The organism is Mesorhizobium sp. WSM3224 (assembly GCF_000427725.1).
In the GTDB taxonomy this organism is placed as follows: Bacteria; Pseudomonadota; Alphaproteobacteria; order Rhizobiales; family Rhizobiaceae; genus Mesorhizobium.
On the sequence record NZ_ATYO01000006.1, the window covers coordinates 312,663 to 336,566 of the forward strand.

Consider the following 23,904-nt stretch of genomic DNA (forward strand, 5'->3'; position numbering starts at 1 on the left):
AGGCCAAACAACGAGACGGAGCGGCTCGCCGTTTTCAGCGCAAACAGCGAGCGCTCTGGCAAAGCGGGGCGGACTGTCCCAAGCCGAAAACGGGCAAACAAAAAGGCGGGACAAGCCCCGCCTTTTCAATCCATCGTCAGGAGTGACTTCAGGCCGGCAGCAGCGCGGCTTCCAGCGTGGTGAGCTGGCTGAGGAACTGCTCGGCGCGGCTGCGCGCCACGTCGTCCTTGGCGTCGGCGGCGTCTTCCCTGGCGTCCTGGATGCGGCGGGCAAGGTCGGCGCGGTCGATGTCGTTGACATGCACGGCCGATTCGGCGAGCAGCGTGCAGCCGGACGGCAGGATGTCGGCGAAGCCGCCGAACACGACATAGCGGTCTTCCTTGCCGGACGCGGCCTTGATTGCGACGACACCGGGCTTGATCGTGGTCATGACCGGCGCGTGCTGCGCCATCACCGTCATTTCGCCTTCGGCGCCCGGAATGACGACAGACTCGACCTGCTCGGAAACGAGCAGCCGTTCCGGCGAGACCAGTTCGAACTTGAAAGCTTCAGCCATGATCAAATTAGCGAGTAGGGAATAGCGAGTAGCGAGTAGTAAGAAACTCGGCCGGCCCACTGATCCCTATTCGCTACTCCCTATTCGCTATTCGCTTCGTTACGCCGCTTCAGCCGCCAGGCGCTGCGCCTTTTCGACCGCTTCGTCGATGCCGCCGACCATGTAGAAGGCGGCTTCCGGCAGGTGATCGTAGTCGCCGGCGCAAAGGCCCTTGAAGCCCTTGATCGTGTCGGCGAGGTCGACCAGCTTGCCCGGCGAGCCGGTGAAGACTTCGGCGACGAAGAACGGCTGCGACAGGAAGCGCTCGATCTTGCGGGCGCGGGCCACCGTCTGCTTGTCCTCTTCCGAAAGCTCGTCCATGCCCAGGATGGCGATGATGTCCTGCAGCGACTTGTAGCGCTGCAGGATCGACTGCACCTGGCGGGCGACCTGGTAGTGCTCTTCGCCGACGACCATCGGGTCAAGCATGCGCGAGGTGGAATCGAGCGGATCGACGGCCGGGTAGATGCCTTTTTCCGAGATCGCGCGGTTGAGCACCGTCGTGGCGTCGAGGTGGGCGAACGACGTCGCCGGCGCCGGGTCGGTCAAATCGTCGGCCGGAACGTAGATGGCCTGCACCGAGGTGATCGAGCCCTTGGTCGTCGTCGTGATGCGTTCCTGCAGCGCGCCCATGTCGGTGGCCAGCGTCGGCTGATAGCCCACGGCGGAGGGGATGCGGCCGAGCAGCGCCGACACTTCCGAGCCCGCCTGCGTGAAGCGGAAGATGTTGTCGACGAAGAACAGCACGTCCTGGCCCTGGTCGCGGAAATATTCGGCGACCGTCAGGCCGGTCAGGCCGACGCGGGCGCGCGCGCCTGGCGGCTCGTTCATCTGGCCATAGACCAGTGCCGCCTTGGAGCCTTCGCCGCCGCCCTTCTTGTTGACGCCGGACTCGATGAACTCGTGATAGAGATCGTTGCCTTCGCGGGTGCGCTCGCCGACGCCGGCGAACACCGAGAAGCCGCCGTGGGCCTTGGCGACGTTGTTGATCAGTTCCTGGATCAGCACGGTCTTGCCGACGCCGGCGCCGCCGAACAGGCCGATCTTGCCGCCGCGAGCGTAAGGCGCCAGAAGGTCGAGAACCTTGATGCCGGTGACCAGGATCTGCGCTTCCGTCGACTGCTCGACATAGGACGGAGCTGGCTGGTGGATGGCGCGCATTTCGATGCCGTCGACCGGGCCTTCCTCGTCGACCGGTTCGCCGATGACGTTGATGATGCGGCCGAGCATGCCCGGGCCGACCGGCACGGTGATCGGCGCGCCGGTGTCGTAGACGTCCTGGCCGCGGACCAGGCCTTCGGTCGAGTCCATGGCGATGCAGCGCACCGTGTTCTCGCCGAGATGCTGGGCAACCTCGAGCACCAGGCGGTTGCCGACATTTTGGGTTTCCAGCGCGTTCAGAATGGCCGGCAGATGGTCTTCGAACTGCACGTCGACGACGGCGCCGATGACTTGGCGGACCTTGCCGGCGGCGCCGACCCGCTTCGTCGCAACGCTCGCCGCCTTGGCCGGAGCCGCAGCCTTCTTCGCCGGAGCGGCGGCCTTCGCGGCCGGTGCCGCCTTGGAGGCCGGTGCCGCCTTGGCGGCGGTCTTCGGGGTAGCTGCTTTCGCCATCGTCTTTGCCCTTCTCGTCTATCCGTTGTTCACGCTGCCCGCCGGGAGATCCCGTGCGGCGCGCCTAGAGCGCCTCGGCGCCCGAAATGATTTCGATCAGTTCCTTGGTGATCTGCGCCTGCCGCTGGCGGTTGTAGGTGATCGACAGCTTGTTGATCATGTCGCCGGCGTTGCGCGTCGCATTGTCCATCGCGCTCATCTTGGCGCCCATCTCGCCGGCCGCGTTTTCCAGCAGCGCGCGGAAGATCTGCACCGCTATGTTGCGCGGGATGAGATCGGAGAGGATTTCGCCCGGCTCCGGCTCGTATTCGTAGACAGCGCCGCCGGCGCCGTTGTCCGTCTCGGCAGTGGCCGAAGCCTGCCCCGCCGGAATGATCTGCTGCGCCGTCGGAATCTGGCTGATCACCGACTTGAACTGCGAATAGAACAGCGTGCAGATGTCGAAGCTGCCCTCGTTGAAGAGGTGGATGACCTTGCGCGCGATGGCATCGGCGTTGACGAAGCCGAGCGTCTTGACCTCGCGCAGGTCGACACGCTCAAGGATCAGCGAGGCATAGTCGCGGCGCAGGATGTCGAAACCCTTCTTGCCGACGCAGATGATCTTCACCTGCTTGCCGTCGGCGAGAAGCCTGCGGATGTGGTCGCGAGCAAGACGCGCGATCTGCGAGTTGAAGCCGCCGCACAGGCCGCGCTCGGCGGTGCAGACGATGAGCAGATGCACGTCGTCCTTGCCGGTGCCGGTCATCAGCGCCGGGGCATCGCCGCCGCCGCCGATCGCCTGGGTGATGTTGGCCAGAACCGCGCCCATGCGCTCGGAATAGGGACGCGCTGCTTCCGCCGCTTCCTGCGCGCGACGCAGCTTCGCCGCGGCGACCATCTGCATCGCCTTGGTGATCTTCTGCGTCGCCTTGACCGAGGCGATACGGTTACGAAGGTCTTTTAACGAAGCCATGCTTCAAACCCGATCCCGTTCGACTTCGTTCAAGCGAAGGTCTTGGCGAAGGCGTCGATCTCGGCCTTGAGCTTGGCGCGCAAATCGTCCGACAGCGCCTTCTCCTTGCGGATGCCGTCGAGCACGTCCTTGCCGGCCGAGCGCATGTGGCTGAGCAGGCCATGCTCGAACTTGCCGACCTGACCGAGCGCCAGCTTGTCGAGATAGCCGTTGACGCCGGCGAAGATCACCGCGACCTGCTCCTCGACCTTGAGCGGCGAGAACTGCGGCTGCTTCAGAAGCTCCGTCAGGCGCGAGCCGCGATTGAGCAGGCGCTGCGTGGCGGCGTCGAGATCGGAACCGAACTGCGCGAAGGCCGCCATCTCGCGGTACTGCGCGAGCTCGCCCTTGATCGAGCCGGCGACCTGCTTCATCGCCTTGATCTGCGCCGACGAGCCGACGCGCGACACCGACAGGCCGACGTTGACCGCCGGGCGGACACCCTGGAAGAACAGGTTGGTTTCCAGGAAGATCTGGCCGTCGGTGATCGAGATCACGTTGGTCGGAATGTAGGCCGACACGTCGTTGGCCTGGGTCTCGATGATCGGCAGCGCGGTCAGCGAGCCGCCTCCATTGTCGTCATTGAGCTTGGCGGCCCGCTCCAGCAGGCGCGAATGCAGGTAGAAGACGTCGCCCGGATAGGCTTCGCGGCCCGGCGGGCGGCGCAGCAAGAGCGACATCTGGCGATAGGCGACGGCCTGCTTCGACAGATCGTCATAGCTGATCAGCGCATGCATGCCGTTGTCGCGGAAATACTCGCCCATGGTGCACGCCGTGAACGGCGCCAGGAATTGCATCGGCGCCGGATCGGAGGCGGTGGCGGCGACGATGATGGAGTAGTCGAGCGCGCCGCGCTCTTCCAGCACCTTCACGAACTGCGCGACGGTCGAGCGCTTCTGGCCGACGGCGACGTAGACGCAGTAGAGCTTCTCCTTCTCCGGGCCGTTGTCGTGCACCGACTTCTGGTTCAGCATCGTGTCGAGGATGATGGCGGTCTTGCCGGTCTGGCGGTCGCCGATGACCAGTTCGCGCTGGCCGCGTCCGACCGGGATCAGCGCATCGATAGCCTTGAGGCCCGTCGACATCGGCTCGTTCACCGACTTGCGCGGGATGATACCGGGCGCCTTGACGTCGACGCGCTTGCGTTCGGTGGCCTTGATCGGACCCTTGCCGTCGATCGGGTTGCCGAGGGCATCGACGACGCGACCGAGCAGGCCCATGCCGACAGGCGCGTCGACGATGGCGCCGGTGCGCTTGACGGTGTCGCCTTCCTTGATGTCGCGGTCGGCGCCGAAGATGACGACGCCGACATTGTCGGCTTCGAGGTTCAGCGCCATGCCGCGGATGCCGCCGGGGAATTCGACCATCTCGCCGGCCTGGACATTGTCAAGGCCGTAGACGCGGGCGATGCCGTCACCGACGGACAGAACCTGGCCGACTTCGGAGACCTCGGCCTCCTTGCCGAAATTCTTGATCTGGTCTTTCAGAATTGCGGAAATTTCCGCGGCGCGGATGTCCATCAGCCGACCTCTTTCAGTGCAAGCTTGAGCGAATTGAGTTTGGTTTTGAGCGACGTATCGATCTGGCGCGAGCCCATCTTGACGATCAGGCCGCCGAGCAGCGACGGATCGACGGTCATGGCGATGGCCACGTCCTTGCCGGCGATGCCCGTCAGCGCCGCCTTGAGTTCAGTTTGCTGCGCGGCCGTCAGCGCATGCGCCGAAGTGACTTCGGCGGATGTCTCGCCGCGATGGTCGGCGGCGATCTGGCGGAACGCCTTGATCATGCCGGGCACCGCGAACAGGCGGCGGTTCTTGGCCACGACGCGCAGGAAATTGCCGACCAGGCCGGTGATCTTGGCCTTGTCGGCGATGGCAGCGATGGCCCTTGCCTGGTCCTCGCTGGAAAACACCGGGCTGTTGATCAGCCGCGAAAGGTCGTCGCTGCCGTTGAGCATCGCCTCGAAGCTGCCGAGGTCGGCCTCGACCTTGGCGACCGAATTGTCCTGCAGCGCGAGCTCGAACAGCGAACCTGCATAGCGCTCTGCGACAGCTGAGATTGGCGATGACGATTGGGCCACGGACCGTCTTTTCTCTTGTCTGACAGGCCGCAGATTGTTGGCGCGAGCGAAAACTCTGGCTAAATCTTTGACCTTACTGCATTTTTCCAAGCACGGAGGCGCGGCTTCCGCTATCCCCGGTCGAAAGTCGATTGCCGTCTAGCACAGGCTTTTTAAGACCGCAATGCATCGTCCGGCATGCTTTTCAGGCACTTTTGTCGCATCAGGCGAAGAAGACCAACCCTAAGCGCAGGATTAATGCATGTCGCCCAAAAGTGCGCAGCGGTTTTGGGAGAACGACATGCATCAAAACAACGACCTGAAGCGCGTCGCTTGGGATCCGTTTCAACGCGACGCGCTTTAGTCACGAATTCACGGCACGAAGCCGAAGGCAAAGGCCAGCGGCAGCGCCGCCAGCGCCAATTCAACCACGATGGAAGCCCAGTTGAAAGGGGTGTTGGCGCCGTCCGACATCATCGACAAGAGCCGGCCGAACGCGGTGAACAGCCAGGAGAAGCCCAACGCCATATAAAGCAGCGGCTGCGCCAAAAGGATGCAGCACAGACTGACGCCGAGATAGAAGCCCGACATGCGGCCGCGGCCCTCGGCGATCGCCGCCGCTTTCTCCGGCCTTGGCTGCAGGCGCAGCACGCGAAAGGCAAGCGCCGGCGCCAGGAACAGGAACAGGCCGATGAGCAAAGTCACGACGGCGCTTGACCAGGCCAGCCATTCGCCCTGGCTCACGGGCCATGGAAACGCAAAGTCCATAAAATCCCCCTCTTATTTCTTGTTCTGAAACGCCGGCATTCTAGCGAGGGAAAAGCAGTTCGCCAGAGGAGGGCGCACACATTAGGGATCGCGCATCAGGAGAGCGCGAAATCGACCGCGGCTTCGGCATGGATGCGCGTGGTGTCGAATACCGGAACGTCGAAATCGTCCTGGCCGATCAGCATGGTGATCTCGGTGCAGCCCATGATGACGCTATCCACGTTCTCGTCGCGCCGCATCCGGCCGACTTCATCGAGATAGGCGGATTTCGATTCGCCTTTGACGATGCCCTGGCAGAGCTCGTCATAGATCACCTTGTGCACCATGTCGCGGCCGGCCTGGTTCGGCACTATCGGCTCAAGGCCGTATTTGTCGGCGAGCCGGCCCTTGTAGAAATCCTGCTCCATGGTGAAGCGTGTCGCGAGCAGCGCCGGCCGTTTCGCGCCTGCGCCGACAACGGCGTGCCCGGTTGCGTCGGCGATGTGGATGAGCGGGATAGAGACGGCCGCCTGCACCGAATCGGCCAGCTTGTGCATGGTGTTGGTGCAGATCACCAATCCTTCGGCGCCGCCCGACTCCAGCCTGCGCGCCGCTTCCACCAGAAGAGCGCCGGCGCCTTCCCAGTCGCCCGCGTGCTGCCGTTCGGCGATCTCGGCGAAATCGAACGACCACAACAAGAGCTTCGCTGAATGCAAACCGCCCAGACGCTCGCGCACGATCTCGTTGAGCAGCCGGTAATAGATCGCCGTCGATTCCCAGCTCATGCCGCCGATGAGGCCAAGGGTTTTCATGGTGGGCACTCCGTCGAGACTGTCTCTCACGCTTATAGGAAGCTCTGCGGATCGATGTCGACCTGGACCCGCACCGAGCCGCGCAGCTTCGGCCCATCGGCCAGCATGGCGCGGATGAAGCCCTGCATGTCGGCGCGCCGCTCGCCCTGCACCAGCAGGCGGAAGCGGTGGCGACCGCCGATCAGCGACAGCGGCGCCTCGGCCGGGCCGAGCACGAAGAGATCGGAAGCCGTCGGCGCCGCGCGCCTTAAGGCCCTCGCATGGCTTTCCGCCTCGCCCCGCGTAGCGGCGCTGATGATGATGCCGGCGAGTCGGCCGAAGGGCGGCAGCGCCGCTCGTTCCCGCTCGGTGATCTCGCGCTCGTAAAAAGCTTCCGAATCGCCCGATACGATCGCCCGCATCACCGGATGGTCGGGCTGATAGGTCTGCAAGAGGCCGAGGCTCTTCTTGCCGGTGCGGCCGGCGCGCCCCGTCACCTGGCTGAGCAGTTGGAAGGTGCGCTCGGCGGCGCGCGGATCGCCATTGGCCAATCCCAAATCCGCGTCGACCACGCCGACCAGCGTCATGCCCGGGAAGTTGTGTCCCTTTGCCACCAGTTGCGTGCCGATGACGATGTCGGCCTCGCCATTGGCGACGGCCTCAAGCTCGAGTCGAAGCCGGCGCACGCCGCCCAGGAGGTCCGAGGAAAGCACGATGGTACGGGCATCCGGAAAATGCCCCACCACCTCCTCGGCGATGCGCTCGACGCCGGGTCCGCAGGCGACGAGGTGATCGAGCGTGCCGCATTCCGGGCAGGCCTCAGGCCGTCGCTCATTGTGGCCGCAATGATGGCAGACGAGCTGGCCGCGAAACCGATGCTCGACCAGCCAGGCCGAGCAGACCGGGCAGCCGAAGCGATGGCCGCAGACGCGGCACAGCGTCAGCGGCGCGTAGCCGCGCCGGTTGAGGAAGAGCAGCGACTGCTCTTTTCTCTCCAGCGTGCGCTGCATCTGTTCCACCAGGACCGGCGACAGGAAGCCGCCGCGCGCCGGCGGCGAGCGCCGCATGTCGATCGACTTCAGGTCGGGTAGCGCGGCGTCGGCGAAACGCGACGACAGCACGGCCCGCTCGTAGCGGCCCTGGCTGGCGTTGACCCGGCTTTCCACCGACGGCGTCGCCGAGGCGAGCACGACCGGGAAGCCGCCAATATGGCCGCGCACCACCGCCATGTCGCGGGCATTGTAGAAGACGCGGTCCTCCTGCTTGTAGGCAGGGTCATGCTCTTCGTCGACGACGATCAGGCCGAGTTCCTTGAACGGCAGGAACAGCGCCGAGCGTGCGCCGGTAACGACGCGCACGCCGCCTTCGGCCACCTGCCGCCAGACGCGTTCGCGCATCCGGGGCGGCAGGTCGGAATGCCATTCCGCCGGCTTGGCGCCGAACCGGTCCTGGAAACGTTCGAGGAAGGCATGGGTGAGCGCGATCTCCGGCAAAAGGATCAGCACCTGCCTGCCCTTGTCGAGCGCCGCCGCCACCGCCTCGAAATAGACTTCCGTCTTGCCCGATCCGGTGATGCCGTCGAGCAGGGTGACGTTGAAGGCATCGGCGGCAATCGCCGCGCGCAGCTTTTCGGCGGCGGTCCTCTGGTCGGGCATCAGCTCCGGCACGGCATGATCGGGGTCTGGCGCCGCCACCACCGGTCGCGGCGGGATCATCACCGTCTCGAACACGCCCTGAGCGCGCAGCCCGTCGATGACGGTGGAGGATACGCCCGCCGCATGCGCCAGCCCCGAGCGTGTCCAGGCGAGCCCGCCTTCCGCCGTCTCCAGCACGCGCCGCCGCGCGTCGGTCAACCGATCCGGTTCGGCCAGTGTGCGGTGCAGCCCTTCGATCCAGGGTTCCGGATCGAAAGCCTCCGGCGCGCGCAACAGCATGCGCGCAACCATGCCGGGGGCCGACAATGTGTACTGCGCGATCCAGTCGACGAAGCGGCGCATCACCCTGTCGATCGGCGGGCAGTCGAAGACCTCCTCGATCGGCCGCAATTTCTTCGGATCGACGGTTTCGACGACGCCGTCCCAGACGATGCCCGCGACCTGGCGCGGCCCCAGCGGCACGCGCACGATCGAGCCCGGCACCACGCGCATGCCGGGCGGCACGGCATAGGTGTAGGGTCGTTCGGCGGGCATCGGCACCAGCACGGGTGCGGCTGCGACAAAGGGCGAATCTTCCATCATCAGGCGTGACCTTGCCCCGACTTTGCTCTAGATCAAAGAGGACCCTCTTATGTGCCTGGCGGGCGCCAGGCGATCCCCAAGGAGACAGCCATGAAGTTTTTTGTCGACACCGCTGACATCAAGGAAATTAAGGAGCTGCACGATTTGGGGCTGCTGGATGGCGTCACCACCAACCCGTCGCTGATCCTGAAATCGGGCGGCAAGATTTCCGAAGTCACCAAGCAGATCTGCGATATCGTCGAAGGCCCGGTCTCGGCCGAGGTCGTGGCGACCGAGTTCAAGGATATGATGGCCGAGGCCGAGGTGCTGGCCAAGATCGCACCGAACGTCTGCATCAAGGTGCCGCTCACGCTGGACGGCCTGAAGGCCTGCAAGACGATCCGCACCGAAATGAACCGCATGGTCAACGTCACGCTCTGCTTCTCGGCCAACCAGGCGCTGCTCGCCGCCAAGGCCGGCGCCTCCTTCATCTCGCCCTTCGTCGGCCGCATCGACGACACCGGCTCGGACGGCATGGAGCTGATCCAGGAGATCCGGCAGATCTACGACAATTATGATTACAAGACCGAGATCCTGACCGCATCGGTGCGCACGGTGAACCACGTCAAGCAGGCCGCGCTCATCGGCGCCGACGTCATCACGGCGCCGCCAGCAACGCTGAAGGCGCTGGTCAATCATCCGCTGACCGACAAGGGCCTCGCCGCCTTCCTCGCCGACTGGGCCAAGACCGGCCAGAAGATCAGCTGACACCCCTTCGTCAGAAACAGAAAAAGGCCGGGTGACCGGCCTTTTTCTGTGAATGCAAGCAATGCGGGGAGGCGCGTCGAGATTCAGGTCAGGCGAAGCCGAGAATGGTGGTTTCCGAGAACCGGAGCGGAGCGTACTTAAAGTACGTGAGCACCGGAAGCGAAGGAAACCGCCGTTCGCAGGCCGGCCTCACCTGAATATCGGCACGCCTCAGGCTTTCTTGCCGTGCTTGGCCAAGTCCTGGGCTATCGACAGCCGCAGCAGGTCGGCCAGTTCGCGCGCCGCGCGGTTCTCGGCGTCGATCTGCGCCCGGTAGGCCGCGTATTCCTGGCGCGGCCGGTCGAAGGACGACGGAATCGAGCGCTTGCCGACGGCAATCACCGTGTTGGTCGCGGTATCGCGCAGCACGTAATTGGCGGTCAGCGTGACCGTGCCCGCGGTCGGCTCGTCTTCCTGGGTCTGCACCTGCACGATGGCCGCCGATTCGACCAGCTCGGTGACGCCGAGATCGAGCGTGTAGGCCGGCGAGGCGGGTTCGCCCGAGCCTTGCCCGAAGGCGAAGATCAGGTTGTTGCGCACCTGTTGCCCGTAGCGGGTGCCGACCGGCTTGATCGAGATCGAGGCGAGCTCGGCGGACGCGCTGAGCTGCGATCCGGGCGACAGCGGCTGGTTGGAATAGAGCGGCCGCACGGTGCAGGCCGAGACCAGCGCCAGCGCGGCGACCATGCCGCAAACCGCCACGCGGCCGCGCAGGCGGGCCGCTTGTGACTTCACCGGATCAGGCAACGACATTGACGATCCTCTGCGGGACGATGATCACCTTGCGCGGAGCCTTACCTTCCAGTGCTTTTTGCACGAAGTCGAGGGCCAGCACCGCTTTTTCGACGGCACCTTGATCCGCGTCGCGGGCAATTGTCAAATCCCCGCGCTTCTTGCCGTTGACCTGCACCGGAAGCACGATCTCGTTGTCGACGACCAGCGCCGGATCAAAGACCGGCCAGGGCCGCTCGGCGACCATCTCGGCGCCGCCCAGCGCCTGCCAGCATTCCTCCGCCAGGTGCGGCATGACCGGCGCGATGATGTGCACCATGATTTCCACCGCCTCGCGGCAGGCGCCCTTCAGCGCGGCGTCGGCCTTGCCTTCGGCAACGTCGTTGAGCGGCGTCGCCAGCACATTGGCGAGCTCGTAGATGCGGGCGATGGCACGGTTGAAACCGAGCTTCTCGATGTCCTCGCCAACCGCCTTCAGGATCTTGTGCGCGGACTTGGAAACGGCACCCGCCTCGCCGTCCTTGGCTGCCACGGGCTTCACGCCGGGAAGCTGCTCGGCCGCGATCTGCACCAGGCGCCAGACGCGCTGCACGAAGCGATGCGCGCCGGCGGCGCCTTCGTCGGTCCATTCGACGTCGCGCTCCGGCGGCGAGTCCGACAGCATGAACCAGCGCGCCGTGTCGGCGCCGTAGCCGTCGGTGATTTCTTCAGGGCTCACCGTGTTCTTCTTCGACTTCGACATCTTCTCCAGCGCGCCGATCGTCGCTTCCTCGCCGGTGGCGATCTCGACGGCGTGGCGCTTGCCGTCGATGTCCTCGAGCCTGACCTCGCTCGGCGACAGCCAGCGTCCATTGTTGGACGGCCCGCCGACACGGTAGGTCTCGTGCACCACCATGCCTTGCGTGAACAGGCCCTTGAACGGCTCGGCAAGGTTCAGGTGACCGGTCTCGCGCATGGCGCGGGTGAAGAAGCGCGAATAGAGCAGATGCAGGATCGCGTGCTCGATGCCGCCGATATACTGGTCGACCGCCAGCCATTCGTCGGCCGCTTTCGGCTCGGTCGGCTCGTTCGCCCACGGCGCGGTGAAGCGCGCGAAATACCACGACGAATCGACGAACGTGTCCATCGTGTCGGTCTCGCGCCGCGCATCGCGTCCGCATTGCGGGCATTTCACATGCCGCCAGGTCGGATGACGGTCGAGCGGATTGCCCGGACGGTCGAACTCGATGTCGTCGGGCAGCTTCACCGGCAGGTCGGCCTTCGGCACCGGCACCACGCCGCAGGCTTCGCAATGGATCATCGGGATCGGACAGCCCCAGTAGCGTTGGCGCGAAATGCCCCAGTCGCGCAGGCGGAAATTCACCTTGCGCTCCGCCATCGGCCGGCCGCCGATCGTCTTTTCTTCCAGAAGCTTCGCCACTTCGTTGAAGGCCTTCTCCGGCTTCATGCCGTCGAGGAAGCGCGAATTGATCATCACGCCGTCGTCGACATAGGCCTCCTCGATGACCTGGAAGGTTTTTGCGTCGGCGTCCTCCGGCATCACCACCGGGATCACCGGCAGACCGTATTTGTTGGCGAAGTCGAGGTCGCGCTGGTCGCCCGACGGACAGCCGAAAATGGCGCCGGTGCCATATTCCATCAGCACGAAATTGGCGACATAGACCGGCAGCGTCCAGGTCTCGTCGAACGGATGGACGACGCGGATGCCGGTGTCGAAGCCCTTCTTCTCGGCCGTCTCCAGCGCGGCCACCGAGGTGCCCATGTGGCGGACCTCTTCGATGAACTTCGCCAGCTCGACATTGCTTTCGGCCGCCTTCCTGGCCAGCGGGTGGTCAGCCGCGACCGCCATGAAGGAAGCGCCGAAGATGGTGTCGGGCCTTGTCGTGTAGACCTCCAACTCGCGGGTGTCGCCACCAATCTTGTCGGAACTTGCCACGGCCAGCGGCCAGCGGATCAGCAGCCCTTCCGAGCGGCCGATCCAGTTGTGCTGCATCAGCTTGACCTTTTCCGGCCACTCGTCGAGCCGGTCGAGCGAGTCCAGCAGATCCTGCGCGAACTCGGTGATCTTGAAGAACCACTGCGTCAGCTCGCGCTGCTCGACCAGCGCGCCCGAGCGCCAGCCGCGGCCGTCGATGACCTGCTCGTTGGCGAGCACGGTCATGTCCTCCGGATCCCAGTTGACCTTGGAGGATTTGCGCGTCACCAGCCCCTTCTCGACGAAGTCGAGGAACAACATCTGCTGGCGGTGGTAGTAGTCGACGTCGCAGGTGGCGAACTCGCGCGCCCAGTCGAGCGACAGGCCCATCATCTTGAGCTGCTCGCGCATGACGGCGATATTTTCGTAGGTCCAGTCCTTGGGGTGGACCTTGTTCTGCATGGCGGCATTTTCAGCCGGCATGCCGAAAGCGTCCCAGCCCATCGGGTGCAGCACGTTGAAGCCCCTGGCGCGCTTGTAGCGCGCCACCACGTCGCCCATCGTGTAATTGCGGGTGTGGCCGATATGGATCTTGCCCGACGGATAGGGGAACATCTCGAGCACGTAGTATTTCGGCTTCGGGTCGTCGTTCTGGGCTTCGAACAGCTTCTTTTCGGCCCAGGCCTTCTGCCATTTGGGCTCTGACGTGCGCGGATTGTAACGTTCGGTTGCCATCGGATGTTTTTCACTTAAAAGCTGGCACAAGGCGCCGGACATGGCCGGCAGCCTGGGAAATGTCGTCGCGGTGTTCACCATGGATTGCCGGACCCGTCAACTGCGGCGAGCCGGCCCGGCCACGAAAACTATAGGCAGGATATAGGCATGACGAGCGCCGTAGAGCAGCTTCACGCGGTCAAGGCAAAGATCGCAGGCGCTGAACGCGAGGCCAAACGCGACCCCGGCGCCGTCACGCTGGTCGCGGTGTCAAAAACCTTCGCGGCAGACGATATCCGCCCGGTCGTCGAGGCAGGCCAGCGCGTCTTTGGCGAGAACCGGGTGCAGGAAGCGCAGGGCAAATGGCCGGCGCTGAAGCAGGCATTCCCCGATCTGGAGCTGCATCTGATCGGCCCGCTGCAGTCCAACAAGGCCAAGGAAGCGGTGGCGCTGTTCGATGTCATCGAGACCGTAGACCGCGAGAAGATCGCCGCCGAGCTCGCCAAGGAGATCGCCAGGCAGGGCCGGGCGCTGAAGCTCTATGTTCAGGTCAACACAGGCTCCGAGCCGCAGAAGGCCGGCATCGAGCCGCGCGAGGCGGTTCGTTTCGTCGAACGCTGCCGCGACGTGCACGGCCTCGCCATAGAAGGCCTAATGTGCATCCCTCCGGCCGATGAAAACCCCGGCCCGCATTTCGCGCTGCTGGAGAAGATCGCGCGCGAAGCGGGCGTCGCGAAACTCTCGATGGGCATGTCCGGCGACTACGAAACCGCCATCGCCTTCGGCGCGACCAGCGTCAGGGTCGGCTCGGCGATCTTCGGCAACCGGACATAGAACGCTTCAATGAAGCGTAAGCACTCTTTTCCTTGGGGCGGGCGCGTCATCCCACCGCATTGTCGTGCAGGGACTTCGCGTTAGCTGCGGGCGTAGGAAACGAGCGAGCGAGCGGCTCCTTCAAGCCAAAGGAGGCCTCTATGACCGTCCCACGCCACGACCAGCATATCTCACAGAACCGGCAAGTCTCCCGCGGGCTGCACCGATGGGTCTATTTCGCCATGGTGGGGCTTGCAGTCTGCTATGCGCTCTCTGCCTGGGTCGGCTTCGCAGGCAGCGACTATGACAACTACCTGCTTTTCGTCGTGACCGGATTCATCGTGATGTCGGTGGCTTTGCCGGCCATCGCCGGTCGCGTCTGGCGCCATCACCGAATTAACGCTCCTGGCAGAACCAAGGCTTTTCCCGATTGGATGGCCGGCGAATTCGACACCGGCGACCGCCCGGTGAAGGCCAGCACGGCGACGATCGAGATCCTGCTGCCGCTGGCGGCTGTCGCCTTCGGCATGATGGCATTTGCGATCCTCGCAATGGTTGAAAGCTGAGCGATCCGGCCGCGGGCTCGTTGTCACGATCCCGTTACCGGCCCTGCCAAAATCGCCAATAGTGTTTCGCCGAAGCTTGAAACGAAACGGGCCGTTCCTATTTGCCTCGTGTCATTCAGTCTTTCTCCTGGGGAAATCCACGTGCGCTACAACCAGCTTGGCAATACCGGCTTGTTCGTTTCCGAACTCTGCCTCGGCACCATGACCTTCGGCGCCGCCGGCGAGAATGCCCAATGGGGCCTCATCGCCAGCCTCGACCAGAAAGGCGTCAACGAGATCGTCGGCCGCTCGATTGCCGCCGGCGTCAATTTCTTCGACACGGCGAACGTCTATTCCTTCGGCCAGTCGGAGCAACTGCTGGGACAGTCGCTCAGGGACCTCGGCGTCAAGCGTTCGGACGTCATCATCGCCACCAAGGTGCATGGCGCCATGGGCAACGGGCCGAACGAGCGCGGTTCCTCGCGCGGCCATATCATGGATTCGGTCGACGGCAGCCTGAAGCGGCTGCAGCTCGAACATATCGACCTCTACCAGTTGCACGGCACCGACACGGTAACGCCGATCGACGAGACACTGCGCGCGCTCGACGATCTCGTCGCCAGCGGCAAGGTGCGCTATGTCGGCGTCTCCAATTGGCAGGCCTGGCGGATAGCCAAGGCGCTGGGCATCGCCGAGCGCAAGGGGTTTGCCCGTTTCGAGACCATCCAGTCCTATTACTCGATCGCCGGCCGCGATCTCGAGCGCGAGATCGTGCCGCTCATCAACGCAGAGAAGCTCGGCCTGATGGTCTGGTCGCCGATGGCCGGCGGCCTGCTCTCCGGTAAATACGGCCCCGGCGCGCCTGGCAATGGCGAGGGCCGCCGCGCTTCCTTCAACTTCCCGCCGGTCAATGAGGATCGCGCCTGGGCGGCGGTCGCCGTCATGCGCGAGGTCGCGAAGAAACACGATGTCAGCGTCGCCACCGTGGCGCTGGGCTATGTGCTCGCAAAACCTTTTGTCATGAGCGTCCTCATCGGCGCCAGCCGCATGGACCAGCTCGAGCAGAACCTCGCCGCGACCGGTCTGGAGCTCGATGCCGACGACCTCGCCAGACTCGACGAGGTGAGCGCGCTGCCTGCCGAATATCCCGGCTGGATGCTGGAGCGGCAGGACGCCGGCCGGCGTCCGGCGCCATTCGTGCCGAAGGCGTAATCCGTCTTCGCAAGCAAGCCGACCCCCTTCGACAGCCGCTCGTCCCTGGACGCGCGGCTTTTCTTTCAAATACGAACGGTCTCCGCGAGGAAATCGAGAAAGGCGCGCACCCGGGCCGGCAGATGCTTGCCCTGGCCGACATAGACGGCATGCGTCTGCTCTTCGTCGCCGGGATTGAACTCTTCCAGCAATTGCACGAGCCGCCCGGCGGCGATGTCGGGCTCGACATGCCAGCGTGCCAGCCTTGCGATGCCCGCGCCGGCCAGCGCGGTCAGCCGCATGGCCTCGCCATCGCTCACCGTCGAATTGCCGGCAATCGGAATCATGAGCGACGTGCCTTTCCCACCCAAGAACGGCATGCCGTCGATATGCCGTACGAAGCCGAAGGCGAGCAGATTGTGACGGTTGAGATCGGCAGGCGTCCGAGGCGTGCCGCGCGCTTCGAGATAGGCGGGCGCGGCGACGACCACCATCCGGCTCTGGCCGAGCTTGCGCGCCACCAGCCGTGACTCGCGCAGCGGGCCGGCGCGGATCGCAACGTCGGCACGCTCCTCCATCAGGTCGATGACGCTGTCGGTCAGCACCGCCTCGATGGAGATTTCCGGGTAGCGCTCGAGGAAGCGCGGCAACAGCGGCATCAGCCGGTGCTGGCCGAACGGCACATAGGAATTGACCCTCAGCCTGCCGCGCGGCGCCGCACCCGCCGCGGCTTCCCGTTCGGCCGCGTCGAGGTCGGCAAGGATGCGCATGCCACTGTCGTAAAAGGCGGTTCCCTCGGGTGTCAGTTGCAGCCGGCGCGTCGAGCGGCTGATGAGCCGCGCGCCAAGCCGCGCCTCCAGCCGCGCCATCAGCTTGCTCACCGCCGACGGCGTCATGCGCAACGCCCGCGCCGCTGCGGAAAAACTGCCCGCCTCGACGACGCGGACAAACACTTCGATCTCGCCGGAACGGTTGGTTTCGGGTCTCGCCATTCGTGAATCTATTTCACAGAAAATATGCCTGATGCAAGGCTGGTTCACAGCTTGGCGGATCACGATCTTCCGGGTCGCGGGACCGAAGCGCCCGTCAGCACCCAACGGACGATCGCCATGCCTCTTGCCCTTTATGCCCTCACCGCCGGCGCCTTCGGCATCGGTGTCACCGAATTCGTCATCATGGGCCTGCTACTCGATGTCAGCGCCGATCTCGGCGTCTCGATCTCGGCGGCGGGCCTGCTCATTTCCGGCTATGCGCTGGGCGTCGTCGTCGGCGCGCCGCTGCTTGGCGCGCTGACCGGCCGCCTGCCGCGCAAGACTTTGCTGCTTGCCCTGATGGTGGTCTTCACGGTCGGCAACCTCGCTTGCGCGCTGGCGCCCGGCTACTGGACACTCATGGTCGCGCGCGTGCTCACCGCTTTCGCCCACGCGTCCTTCTTCGGTGTCGGCTCGGTCGTCGCCACCGGCCTTGTCGCGCCCAACAGGAAGGCTTCGGCCATCGCGCTGATGTTCACCGGCCTCACCGTCGCCAACATCCTCGGCGTGCCCTTCGGCACCTGGCTCGGCCAGGCCTATGGCTGGCGCTCGGCCTTCCTTGCCGTCACGCTGGTCGGCGTCATCGCCTTTGCCGTGATCGCGCTGCTGGTGCCGCGCGACGAGCCGGCAGCAGTGGACGAGGAGGAGAACTCCGAAGGCACGCTCGCCGTGCTCGGCCGCCGGCCAGTGCTGCTCGGCCTTTTGACCACGGTGCTAAGCTGGGTCGGCGTCTTTGCCGCCTTCACCTATCTGGCGCCGATCCTCACCCGCGTCAGCGGCTTTTCCGAGGCCGCAGTGTCGCCGATCCTGCTCGTCTTCGGCGGCGGGCTGGTCGCCGGCAACCTGCTTGGCGGACGCCTCGCCGACCGCCATCTGGTGCCGACGGTCATCGGCACTCTGGTCGCGCTGTCGGCGGTCCTGTTCGTCATGGCAGCCGCGATCCATCAGCCCATCGCCGCGATCGTCGCCGTCGGCCTGCTGGGTGCTGCCGCCTTCGCCACCGTCGCGCCGCTTCAGATGTGGGTGCTTGACAAGGCGCAAGGCGCCGGCCAGGGCCTCGCTTCCTCCTTCAACATCGCCGCCTTCAATCTCGGCAACGCCATCGGCGCCTGGCTCGGCGGCTTCGTCATCGATCACGGCCCCGGCCTCGGTGCCGTCCCCCTCGTCGCCGCCCTGGTGCCGCTCGCCGCGCTCGCTGTGGTGCTCATGGCGCTGCGTCTCGAACGCGGCCGCTCGATCGGCAAGCCGGTCACGGCGCAGTGCTGACCGGCTGAATTCCGCGTTAGGCATCCCAAGGAGAAAAATCATGGAATATAGACCTCTCGGCGCGTCCGGCCTGAAAGTGCCCGCACTCTCCTTCGGCGCCGGAACCTTCGGCGGCTCTGGCCCGCTGTTCGGCCACTGGGGCAACAGCGACGCGAGAGAAGCGCGCCGCCTTGTCGACATCTGCCTGGAAGTGGGCGTCAATCTGTTCGACACGGCCGACGTCTATTCCAACGGCGCCTCGGAGGAGGTGCTTGGCGAGGCGATCAAGGGCCGCCGCGACGCGGTGCTGATCTCGACCAAGACCGCGCTGCCGATGGGCGACGGGCCGGCCGACTGGGGTTCGTCCCGTTCGCGGCTGATCCGCTCCGTCGACGCGGCGCTGAAGCGCCTTGGCACCGACTATATCGACCTCTTGCAGCTTCACGCCTTCGATGCCTCGACGCCGATCGAGGAAGTGCTCTCGACGTTTGATCAGCTCGTGCGCTCAGGCAAGCTGCGCTATGTCGGCGTCTCCAATTTCTCCGGCTGGCAGGTGATGAAATCGCTCGGCCTGGCCGAAAAGCACGGCTACCCGCGCTACGTCGCGCATCAGGTCTACTATTCGCTGGTCGGCCGCGACTATGAATGGGAACTGATGCCGCTCGGCCTCGACCAGGGCATCGGTGCGCTGGTCTGGAGCCCGCTCGGCTGGGGCCGGCTGACCGGCAAGATCCGCCGCGGACAGCCCTTGCCGGAAAACAGCCGGCTGCACGACACCGCCGATTTCGGCCCGCCGGTCGAGGACGAAGATCTTTTCAAGGTGGTCGACGCGCTGGAAGTGGTCGCCGCCGAGATCGGCAAGACCGTGCCGCAGGTCGCCATCAACTGGCTATTGCAGCGGCCGACCGTGTCGTCGGTGATCATCGGCGCCCGTAACGAGGAGCAGCTCCGCCAGAACCTCGGCGCCGTCGGCTGGGCGTTGACGCCGGAGCAGATCAAGGCGCTCGATGACGCAAGCGCGGTGACGGCGCCCTACCCGTATTTCCCTTCTCGACGCCAGGAAGGTTTCGCCCGGCTCAATCCGCCGGCGGTGTGAGCGCCAGCGCTGAAGCTGCCAATCTCCCCCCGCAAGGGGGGAGATCAGCTGTACCAGCCCTCAATGCACCAAAAACTCCCCATCGACCTTGTGCCACTCATTCGGCGCGATCAGCTTCTGGTGCGTATAGGTGATCGAATGCAGCGGTCCGTCGAGCTTCGTCTTCCAGAACTCGATGAAGCGGATCAGCACCGGAAACGTCGGCGCGATGTCGTAGTCCTGCCAGATATAGCTTTGCAGCAAATGCGGGTGATCGGGGTAATGGTAGAGAATCTTGGCCGTGGTCAGCCCATAGCCTTTGAGCATCAGGTCCATTTCGGAATGGTCGTGCATCGCAGCCCCCTTAGGGTCGATCTCCTTCCTCCCGATGTCGATTCTGCGCTTAGTTGCTTAACTGTCTATTGATTTTTGTTGATCCTTCCCGGCATTTCCTTCGCCAAAACAGTTAGTTAGCAGCGACGTATGGCGAGTGCTGACAGTGGTTGGCGCTTGCCCCTGCGTCATCCCGCCGCGCGAATCCAACGTCTAATGTTGCCGTCACGGCGGAACTGTTAATAATGCCCGCGAATTCGTGGCCGCTTCGCCGCGATGCCGCCGGTCGTCAAGCCGGCGGAATGGTTCGGGAGGAAAGCAAGAAATGTCCGATGTGCATGTCCACCGCGTTCAGCCGGCGTGGAAGAAGAACGCGTTGATCGACAACGATACCTATCTCAAATGGTATGCCGACAGCGTCAAAAATCCGGACAAGTTCTGGGGCAAGCACGGCAAGCGCATCGACTGGTTCAAGCCTTTCACCAAGGTCAAGAACACCTCCTTCGACGGCAAGGTCTCGATCAAGTGGTTCGAGGACGGCCAGACCAATGTTTCCTACAATTGCATCGACCGCCACCTGAAGAAGCGCGGCGACCAGACCGCCATCATCTGGGAAGGCGACAATCCCTATGATGACCGCAAGGTCACCTATAACGAGCTCCACGCGCATGTCTGCCGCTTCGCCAACGTGCTGAAGAAGCATGGCGTCAAGAAGGGCGACCGCGTCACCATCTACATGCCGATGATCCCGGAAACGGCCTACGCGATGCTGGCCTGCACGCGCATCGGCGCCATCCATTCGGTGGTGTTCGGCGGCTTCTCGCCCGACGCGCTGGCCGGCCGCATCGACGACTGCAAGTCGACCATCGTCATCACCGCCGACGAGGGCCTGCGCGGCGGCAAGCCGATCCCGCTCAAGGACAACACCGACAAGGCGGTCGACATCGCCGCCAGGGCCGGCACCAAGGTCGAGAAGGTGGTGGTCGTGCGCCGCACCGGCGGCAAGGTCCACTGGGTTCCAGGGCGCGACGTCTGGTACCACGACGAGGCGGCGACCGTTAAGGCCGACTGCAAGCCGGAAAAGATGAAGGCGGAAGACCCGCTGTTCATCCTCTACACCTCGGGCTCGACCGGCAAGCCGAAGGGCGTGCTGCACACCACCGCCGGCTATCTCGTCTATGTCTCGATGACGCACCAATATGTCTTCGATTACCATGACGGCGACATCTACTGGTGCACCGCCGATGTCGGCTGGGTCACCGGCCACAGCTACATCGTCTACGGGCCCTTGGCCAACGGCGCCACCACGCTGATGTTCGAAGGCGTGCCTAACTATCCCTCGCAGTCGCGCTTCTGGGAAGTGATCGACAAGCATAAGGTCAATATCTTCTACACCGCGCCGACGGCGCTGCGCGCGCTGATGGGCGCCGGCGACAGCCATGTGAAGAAGACCTCGCGCAAGTCGCTGCGCGTGCTTGGTACGGTCGGCGAGCCGATCAATCCGGAAGCCTGGGAGTGGTATTACAACGTCGTCGGCAACGCCAAGGTGCCGATCGTCGACACCTGGTGGCAGACCGAGACCGGCGGCATCCTGATCACGCCGCTGCCCGGCGCCACCGACCTCAAGGCCGGCTCGGCGACGCGGCCCTTCTTCGGCGTCCAGCCGCAGCTGGTCAATGGCGACGGCACGGTTCTCGAAGGTGCTGCCGATGGCAATCTCTGCATCGCCGATTCCTGGCCTGGCCAGATGCGCACCGTCTATGGCGACCACGACCGTTTCGTGCAGACCTATTTTTCGACCTACAAGGGCAAGTACTTCACCGGCGACGGCTGCCGCCGCGACGAAGACGGTTATTACTGGATCACCGGCCGCGTCGACGACGTCATCAATGTTTCCGGCCATCGTATGGGCACGGCGGAAGTGGAATCGGCGCTGGTCAGCCACGACAAGGTCTCGGAGGCCGCCGTCGTCGGCTATCCGCACGACATCAAGGGGCAAGGCATCTATTGCTACGTCACGCTGATGGCTGGCGAGGCGCCGAGCGAGGACCTGCGCAAGGAGCTCGTCGCCCATGTCCGCAAGGAGATCGGCGCCATCGCCTCGCCTGACAAGATCCAGTTCGCGCCGGGCCTGCCAAAAACCCGGTCGGGCAAGATCATGCGCCGCATCCTGCGCAAGATCGCCGAGGACGATTACGGCGCGCTCGGCGACACCTCGACGCTGGCCGACCCGGCCGTGGTCGACGACCTCGTCGCCAACCGGCAGAACAAGAAGGGCTGATGACCGGCGAGGCCATCCTCGGCACCGTCAGCCAGCTCTGGCGCTATCCGGCAAGCTCGCTCGCCGGAGAGCGGCTTGACGCCATCTCCGTCGGGCTGAAGACCGTCGACGGCGACCGGCTGTTCGGTCTGGTCGATGCCTCCGACGGCGAGATCGCCAGGCCCGACCGCGAAGCCAGATGGCACAAGGTGCCGCTGATCCGCACCCGGCTGAGCGAAGACCGGCAACTCGAAGTGGCCGTGCCCGGCGGCGTCTGGCTGCCGGCGCCCGGTCAGGAAAGCGACCGCGCGGTATCCGCCTTTCTCGGCTTCGACGCCTCGATCCGGCCGTTCGGCTCGCAGAACGCGGCGCCCTTGTATCCCGGCCCGCTGACCGAGGCCCGCTATGCCAAGGCGCCGATCCATCTGCTCACCACCGCCTCGCTGGCCAGGCTGAAGGCGCTGCATCCTGAAGGCACGCCCGACCCGCGCCGCTTCCGCCCCAACATCGTCGTCGACATGGACCCGGTCGAAGGCGCCTTTCCGGAGACGGAGTGGATCGGCAGGAAACTCGCGGTGGGCGATTTGCGGCTCACCGTCTCCGAACCCTGCCGCCGCTGCGGCTTCACCATCATCGCCCAGGACGGCTTCGACACCGATCCCGGCATCCTGCGCAACCTGGTGCGCCACAACGCCCACAATCTCGGGGTCTATTGCACCGTCGACCGGCCGGCGCGCGTCGGGATCGGCGCGCCCATGCGCTTCGTTTAGGGTTATCGATACAAATCCGCCCGTGTCGGAGGCAGGCCGCTCGGCCCCCTCGCCCGCTTGGTTGCGACCGTCTGGAAGACTTGCGCCGAGGCCCGCTCGAAGGTGATCGAGCAGCCCGTCAGATAAAGCAGCCAGAGCCGCGCCTTCGCCTCGCCAACTTCGGCGATCGCCTCGTCGAAACGTGCCTGCAGGCGCTCCGCCCACAGGCGGCAGGTGCGCGCATAGTGCTCGCGCAGATTCTCCACGTCGTAGACGAGGAAGCTGTGCGCCTCGAGATTGCCGAGCGTCATGCCGATCGTGTCGAGCTCGCCGCCGGGAAAGATGTATTTGATCAGCGCCTTGTACTCCGGCCCTTTGCGCAGGGTCTTCTTGATGTCGCCCTTGCTGCGCCTGGTGATGGCGTGGTGCAGATAGACACCGCCCGGCTTCAGCAGGCGGTGGACGGTCGAGAAGTAGGTCGCGTGGTTGGCGAGCCCGAGATGCTCGAACATGCCGATCGACGAGATCTTGTCGAAAGAGCCGGAAAGCTCGGCATAGGACTTTATCTCGATGGTGATGCGGTCCTCCAGCCCTTCGGCGCGGATGCGCTCGCGGGCTAGCTCGGTCTGGGCCTGCGACAATGAAACGCCATGGCCGATAACGCCATAATTCTTCGCCGCATGGATCAGCATAGCGCCCCAGCCGCAGCCGATGTCGAGCAGCCGCTCCCCCGGCTTCAGCCTGAGCTTGCGGCAGATATGGTCGAGCTTGTCTTGCTGCGCCTGGTCGATGCCGTTGGCGAAATCCGTGAAATAGCCGCAGCTGTAAACCATGCGCTCATCGAGGAAGAGCCGGTAGAAAGCGTTCGAGATGTCGTAGTGGTGCTGGATCGCTTCCTGGCTCGAACCGCTGACATAAGGGTTGCGACCGGAAAGATCGCTGCGCGCCGTCATTTGCTTCCGCGACAACAGCACCGCCGGCAGGTCGCGCAGGATCGCCAGCTTCGGCAGGGATTTGAGCTTCGTCTTGAGCTTGCCTTGGGCGGGCAGCGCGTAGAAGTCGAACAGCGTCCCGTCCTCGATGTCGACGGTCTTGGAGATCCACATCTCGATAAGCGTCGAGAAGGCTGGTCGGCGCACCAATTGCCAGACGATGTCCTGGTCGTTGATGGTGAGCACCGGGCCGGAGGTGGGGCCGATCCGCTCGCCGGTCCACAGCCTGACCGCGAAACCCGGCTGCAGCGTCTCGATGACCGTTCTTACGATCCGCGCGGCTCTGTCGGCGGCGTCCATTCCCACCTCCCGGTACCCACCCCCTAGCGCCACTGTCGTCCACCGGCCTGTGGACCGCAATCCCGATCTGTTGCGCAAAAACACCGCGGGCGAAGGATTTCCCACCCGAAGCATGGCCATTCCGTCGCGTCATCTTGTCTTTTGCCGCGACGCACCCCATCATCTGGTTGTGTTCAACAAACCGAAAGG

At 64.6% G+C, this 23,904-nt stretch carries 21 protein-coding genes; 8 read left to right on the forward strand and 13 right to left on the reverse strand.

Annotated features, from left to right (window positions below):
- Positions 1 to 148: 148 nt before the first annotated feature.
- From YU3_RS0113820 to YU3_RS0113860, 8 genes are all read right to left on the reverse strand, one after another.
- Positions 149 to 556, reverse strand: coding sequence for a F0F1 ATP synthase subunit epsilon (locus tag YU3_RS0113820; protein WP_027166812.1), 408 nt, complete (start codon positions 554 to 556; stop codon positions 149 to 151).
- Between the two features lie 99 nt (positions 557 to 655).
- Positions 656 to 2,209 (reverse strand): F0F1 ATP synthase subunit beta, encoded by a 1,554-nt coding sequence (gene atpD / locus YU3_RS0113825; RefSeq protein WP_027166813.1) that lies wholly within the window; start codon positions 2,207 to 2,209, stop codon positions 656 to 658.
- Between the two features lie 64 nt (positions 2,210 to 2,273).
- A complete protein-coding gene (locus YU3_RS0113830) occupies positions 2,274 to 3,161 on the reverse strand; it encodes a F0F1 ATP synthase subunit gamma (RefSeq protein ID WP_027166814.1) in 888 nt (295 codons plus the stop codon).
- Between the two features lie 29 nt (positions 3,162 to 3,190).
- On the reverse strand, positions 3,191 to 4,720 hold the full coding sequence (atpA, locus tag YU3_RS0113835) for a F0F1 ATP synthase subunit alpha (RefSeq protein WP_027166815.1): 1,530 nt from the start codon (positions 4,718 to 4,720) through the stop codon (positions 3,191 to 3,193).
- The gene (locus tag YU3_RS0113840) at positions 4,720 to 5,280 is read right to left on the reverse strand and encodes a F0F1 ATP synthase subunit delta (RefSeq protein WP_027166816.1); all 561 of its coding nucleotides are present in this window, start codon (positions 5,278 to 5,280) and stop codon (positions 4,720 to 4,722) included. The genes atpA and YU3_RS0113840 overlap by 1 nt, the downstream gene beginning before the upstream one ends.
- A 351-nt stretch (positions 5,281 to 5,631) precedes the next feature.
- On the reverse strand, positions 5,632 to 6,027 hold the full coding sequence (locus YU3_RS0113850) for a DUF4345 family protein (protein ID WP_027166817.1): 396 nt from the start codon (positions 6,025 to 6,027) through the stop codon (positions 5,632 to 5,634).
- A 95-nt stretch (positions 6,028 to 6,122) separates the two neighbouring features.
- The gene (locus tag YU3_RS0113855; RefSeq protein WP_027166818.1) at positions 6,123 to 6,818 is read right to left on the reverse strand and encodes an aspartate/glutamate racemase family protein; all 696 of its coding nucleotides are present in this window, start codon (positions 6,816 to 6,818) and stop codon (positions 6,123 to 6,125) included.
- Positions 6,819 to 6,850: 32 nt separating this feature from the next.
- The gene (locus YU3_RS0113860) at positions 6,851 to 9,034 is read right to left on the reverse strand and encodes a primosomal protein N' (protein WP_027166819.1); all 2,184 of its coding nucleotides are present in this window, start codon (positions 9,032 to 9,034) and stop codon (positions 6,851 to 6,853) included.
- A 90-nt stretch (positions 9,035 to 9,124) separates the two neighbouring features.
- On the opposite strand from YU3_RS0113860, the gene fsa reads away from it, so the two are divergent.
- Positions 9,125 to 9,781, forward strand: coding sequence for a fructose-6-phosphate aldolase (gene fsa / locus YU3_RS0113865; protein WP_027166820.1), 657 nt, complete (start codon positions 9,125 to 9,127; stop codon positions 9,779 to 9,781).
- 210 nt (positions 9,782 to 9,991) lie between these two features.
- Here the strand turns inward: fsa and lptE are convergent, their stop codons facing one another.
- Both lptE and leuS read right to left on the reverse strand, forming a co-directional pair.
- Positions 9,992 to 10,573 carry an LPS assembly lipoprotein LptE gene (lptE, locus tag YU3_RS0113870; RefSeq protein ID WP_027166821.1) on the reverse strand — a complete coding sequence of 194 codons (582 nt, stop codon included), beginning with the start codon at positions 10,571 to 10,573 and terminating at the stop codon, positions 9,992 to 9,994.
- A complete protein-coding gene (gene leuS / locus YU3_RS0113875; protein ID WP_027166822.1) occupies positions 10,560 to 13,202 on the reverse strand; it encodes a leucine--tRNA ligase in 2,643 nt (880 codons plus the stop codon). Before leuS ends, lptE begins: the two co-directional genes overlap by 14 nt.
- A 147-nt stretch (positions 13,203 to 13,349) precedes the next feature.
- Here leuS and YU3_RS0113880 point away from each other — a divergent pair, with 147 nt between their 5' ends.
- The 3 genes from YU3_RS0113880 (at position 13,350) to YU3_RS0113890 (ending at position 15,751) form a co-directional block, all read left to right on the forward strand.
- Positions 13,350 to 14,015, forward strand: coding sequence for a YggS family pyridoxal phosphate-dependent enzyme (locus YU3_RS0113880; RefSeq protein WP_027166823.1), 666 nt, complete (start codon positions 13,350 to 13,352; stop codon positions 14,013 to 14,015).
- Positions 14,016 to 14,155: 140 nt separating this feature from the next.
- Complete coding sequence (locus YU3_RS36505) at positions 14,156 to 14,560, forward strand: hypothetical protein (RefSeq protein ID WP_027166824.1); 405 nt, start codon at positions 14,156 to 14,158, stop codon at positions 14,558 to 14,560.
- A 141-nt stretch (positions 14,561 to 14,701) separates the two neighbouring features.
- Complete coding sequence (locus YU3_RS0113890; protein WP_027166825.1) at positions 14,702 to 15,751, forward strand: aldo/keto reductase; 1,050 nt, start codon at positions 14,702 to 14,704, stop codon at positions 15,749 to 15,751.
- 65 nt (positions 15,752 to 15,816) lie between these two features.
- On the opposite strand, the gene YU3_RS0113895 is transcribed toward YU3_RS0113890, so the two are convergent.
- Entirely contained in the window at positions 15,817 to 16,722 is a 906-nt protein-coding gene (locus tag YU3_RS0113895) for a LysR family transcriptional regulator (protein ID WP_027166826.1), read from the reverse strand.
- 117 nt (positions 16,723 to 16,839) lie between these two features.
- On the opposite strand from YU3_RS0113895, the gene YU3_RS0113900 reads away from it, so the two are divergent.
- Both YU3_RS0113900 and YU3_RS0113905 read left to right on the forward strand, forming a co-directional pair.
- Positions 16,840 to 18,027: an MFS transporter gene (locus YU3_RS0113900; RefSeq protein ID WP_027166827.1), complete on the forward strand. Its 1,188-nt coding sequence runs from the start codon at positions 16,840 to 16,842 to the stop codon at positions 18,025 to 18,027.
- 40 nt (positions 18,028 to 18,067) lie between these two features.
- Positions 18,068 to 19,102, forward strand: a complete 1,035-nt coding sequence (locus tag YU3_RS0113905; protein WP_027166828.1) for an aldo/keto reductase — start codon at positions 18,068 to 18,070, stop codon at positions 19,100 to 19,102.
- 60 nt (positions 19,103 to 19,162) lie between these two features.
- On the opposite strand, the gene YU3_RS0113910 is transcribed toward YU3_RS0113905, so the two are convergent.
- Entirely contained in the window at positions 19,163 to 19,435 is a 273-nt protein-coding gene (locus YU3_RS0113910) for an aspartate-semialdehyde dehydrogenase (protein WP_027166829.1), read from the reverse strand.
- A gap of 304 nt (positions 19,436 to 19,739) precedes the next feature.
- On the opposite strand from YU3_RS0113910, the gene acs reads away from it, so the two are divergent.
- Both acs and YU3_RS0113920 read left to right on the forward strand, forming a co-directional pair.
- Complete coding sequence (gene acs / locus YU3_RS0113915) at positions 19,740 to 21,695, forward strand: acetate--CoA ligase (protein ID WP_027166830.1); 1,956 nt, start codon at positions 19,740 to 19,742, stop codon at positions 21,693 to 21,695.
- Positions 21,695 to 22,444 carry an MOSC domain-containing protein gene (locus tag YU3_RS0113920; RefSeq protein ID WP_027166831.1) on the forward strand — a complete coding sequence of 250 codons (750 nt, stop codon included), beginning with the start codon at positions 21,695 to 21,697 and terminating at the stop codon, positions 22,442 to 22,444. Before acs ends, YU3_RS0113920 begins: the two co-directional genes overlap by 1 nt.
- 2 nt (positions 22,445 to 22,446) lie before the next feature.
- Here the strand turns inward: YU3_RS0113920 and YU3_RS0113925 are convergent, their stop codons facing one another.
- Positions 22,447 to 23,715, reverse strand: a complete 1,269-nt coding sequence (locus YU3_RS0113925; RefSeq protein WP_027166832.1) for a cyclopropane-fatty-acyl-phospholipid synthase family protein — start codon at positions 23,713 to 23,715, stop codon at positions 22,447 to 22,449.
- Positions 23,716 to 23,904: the final 189 nt, after the last annotated feature.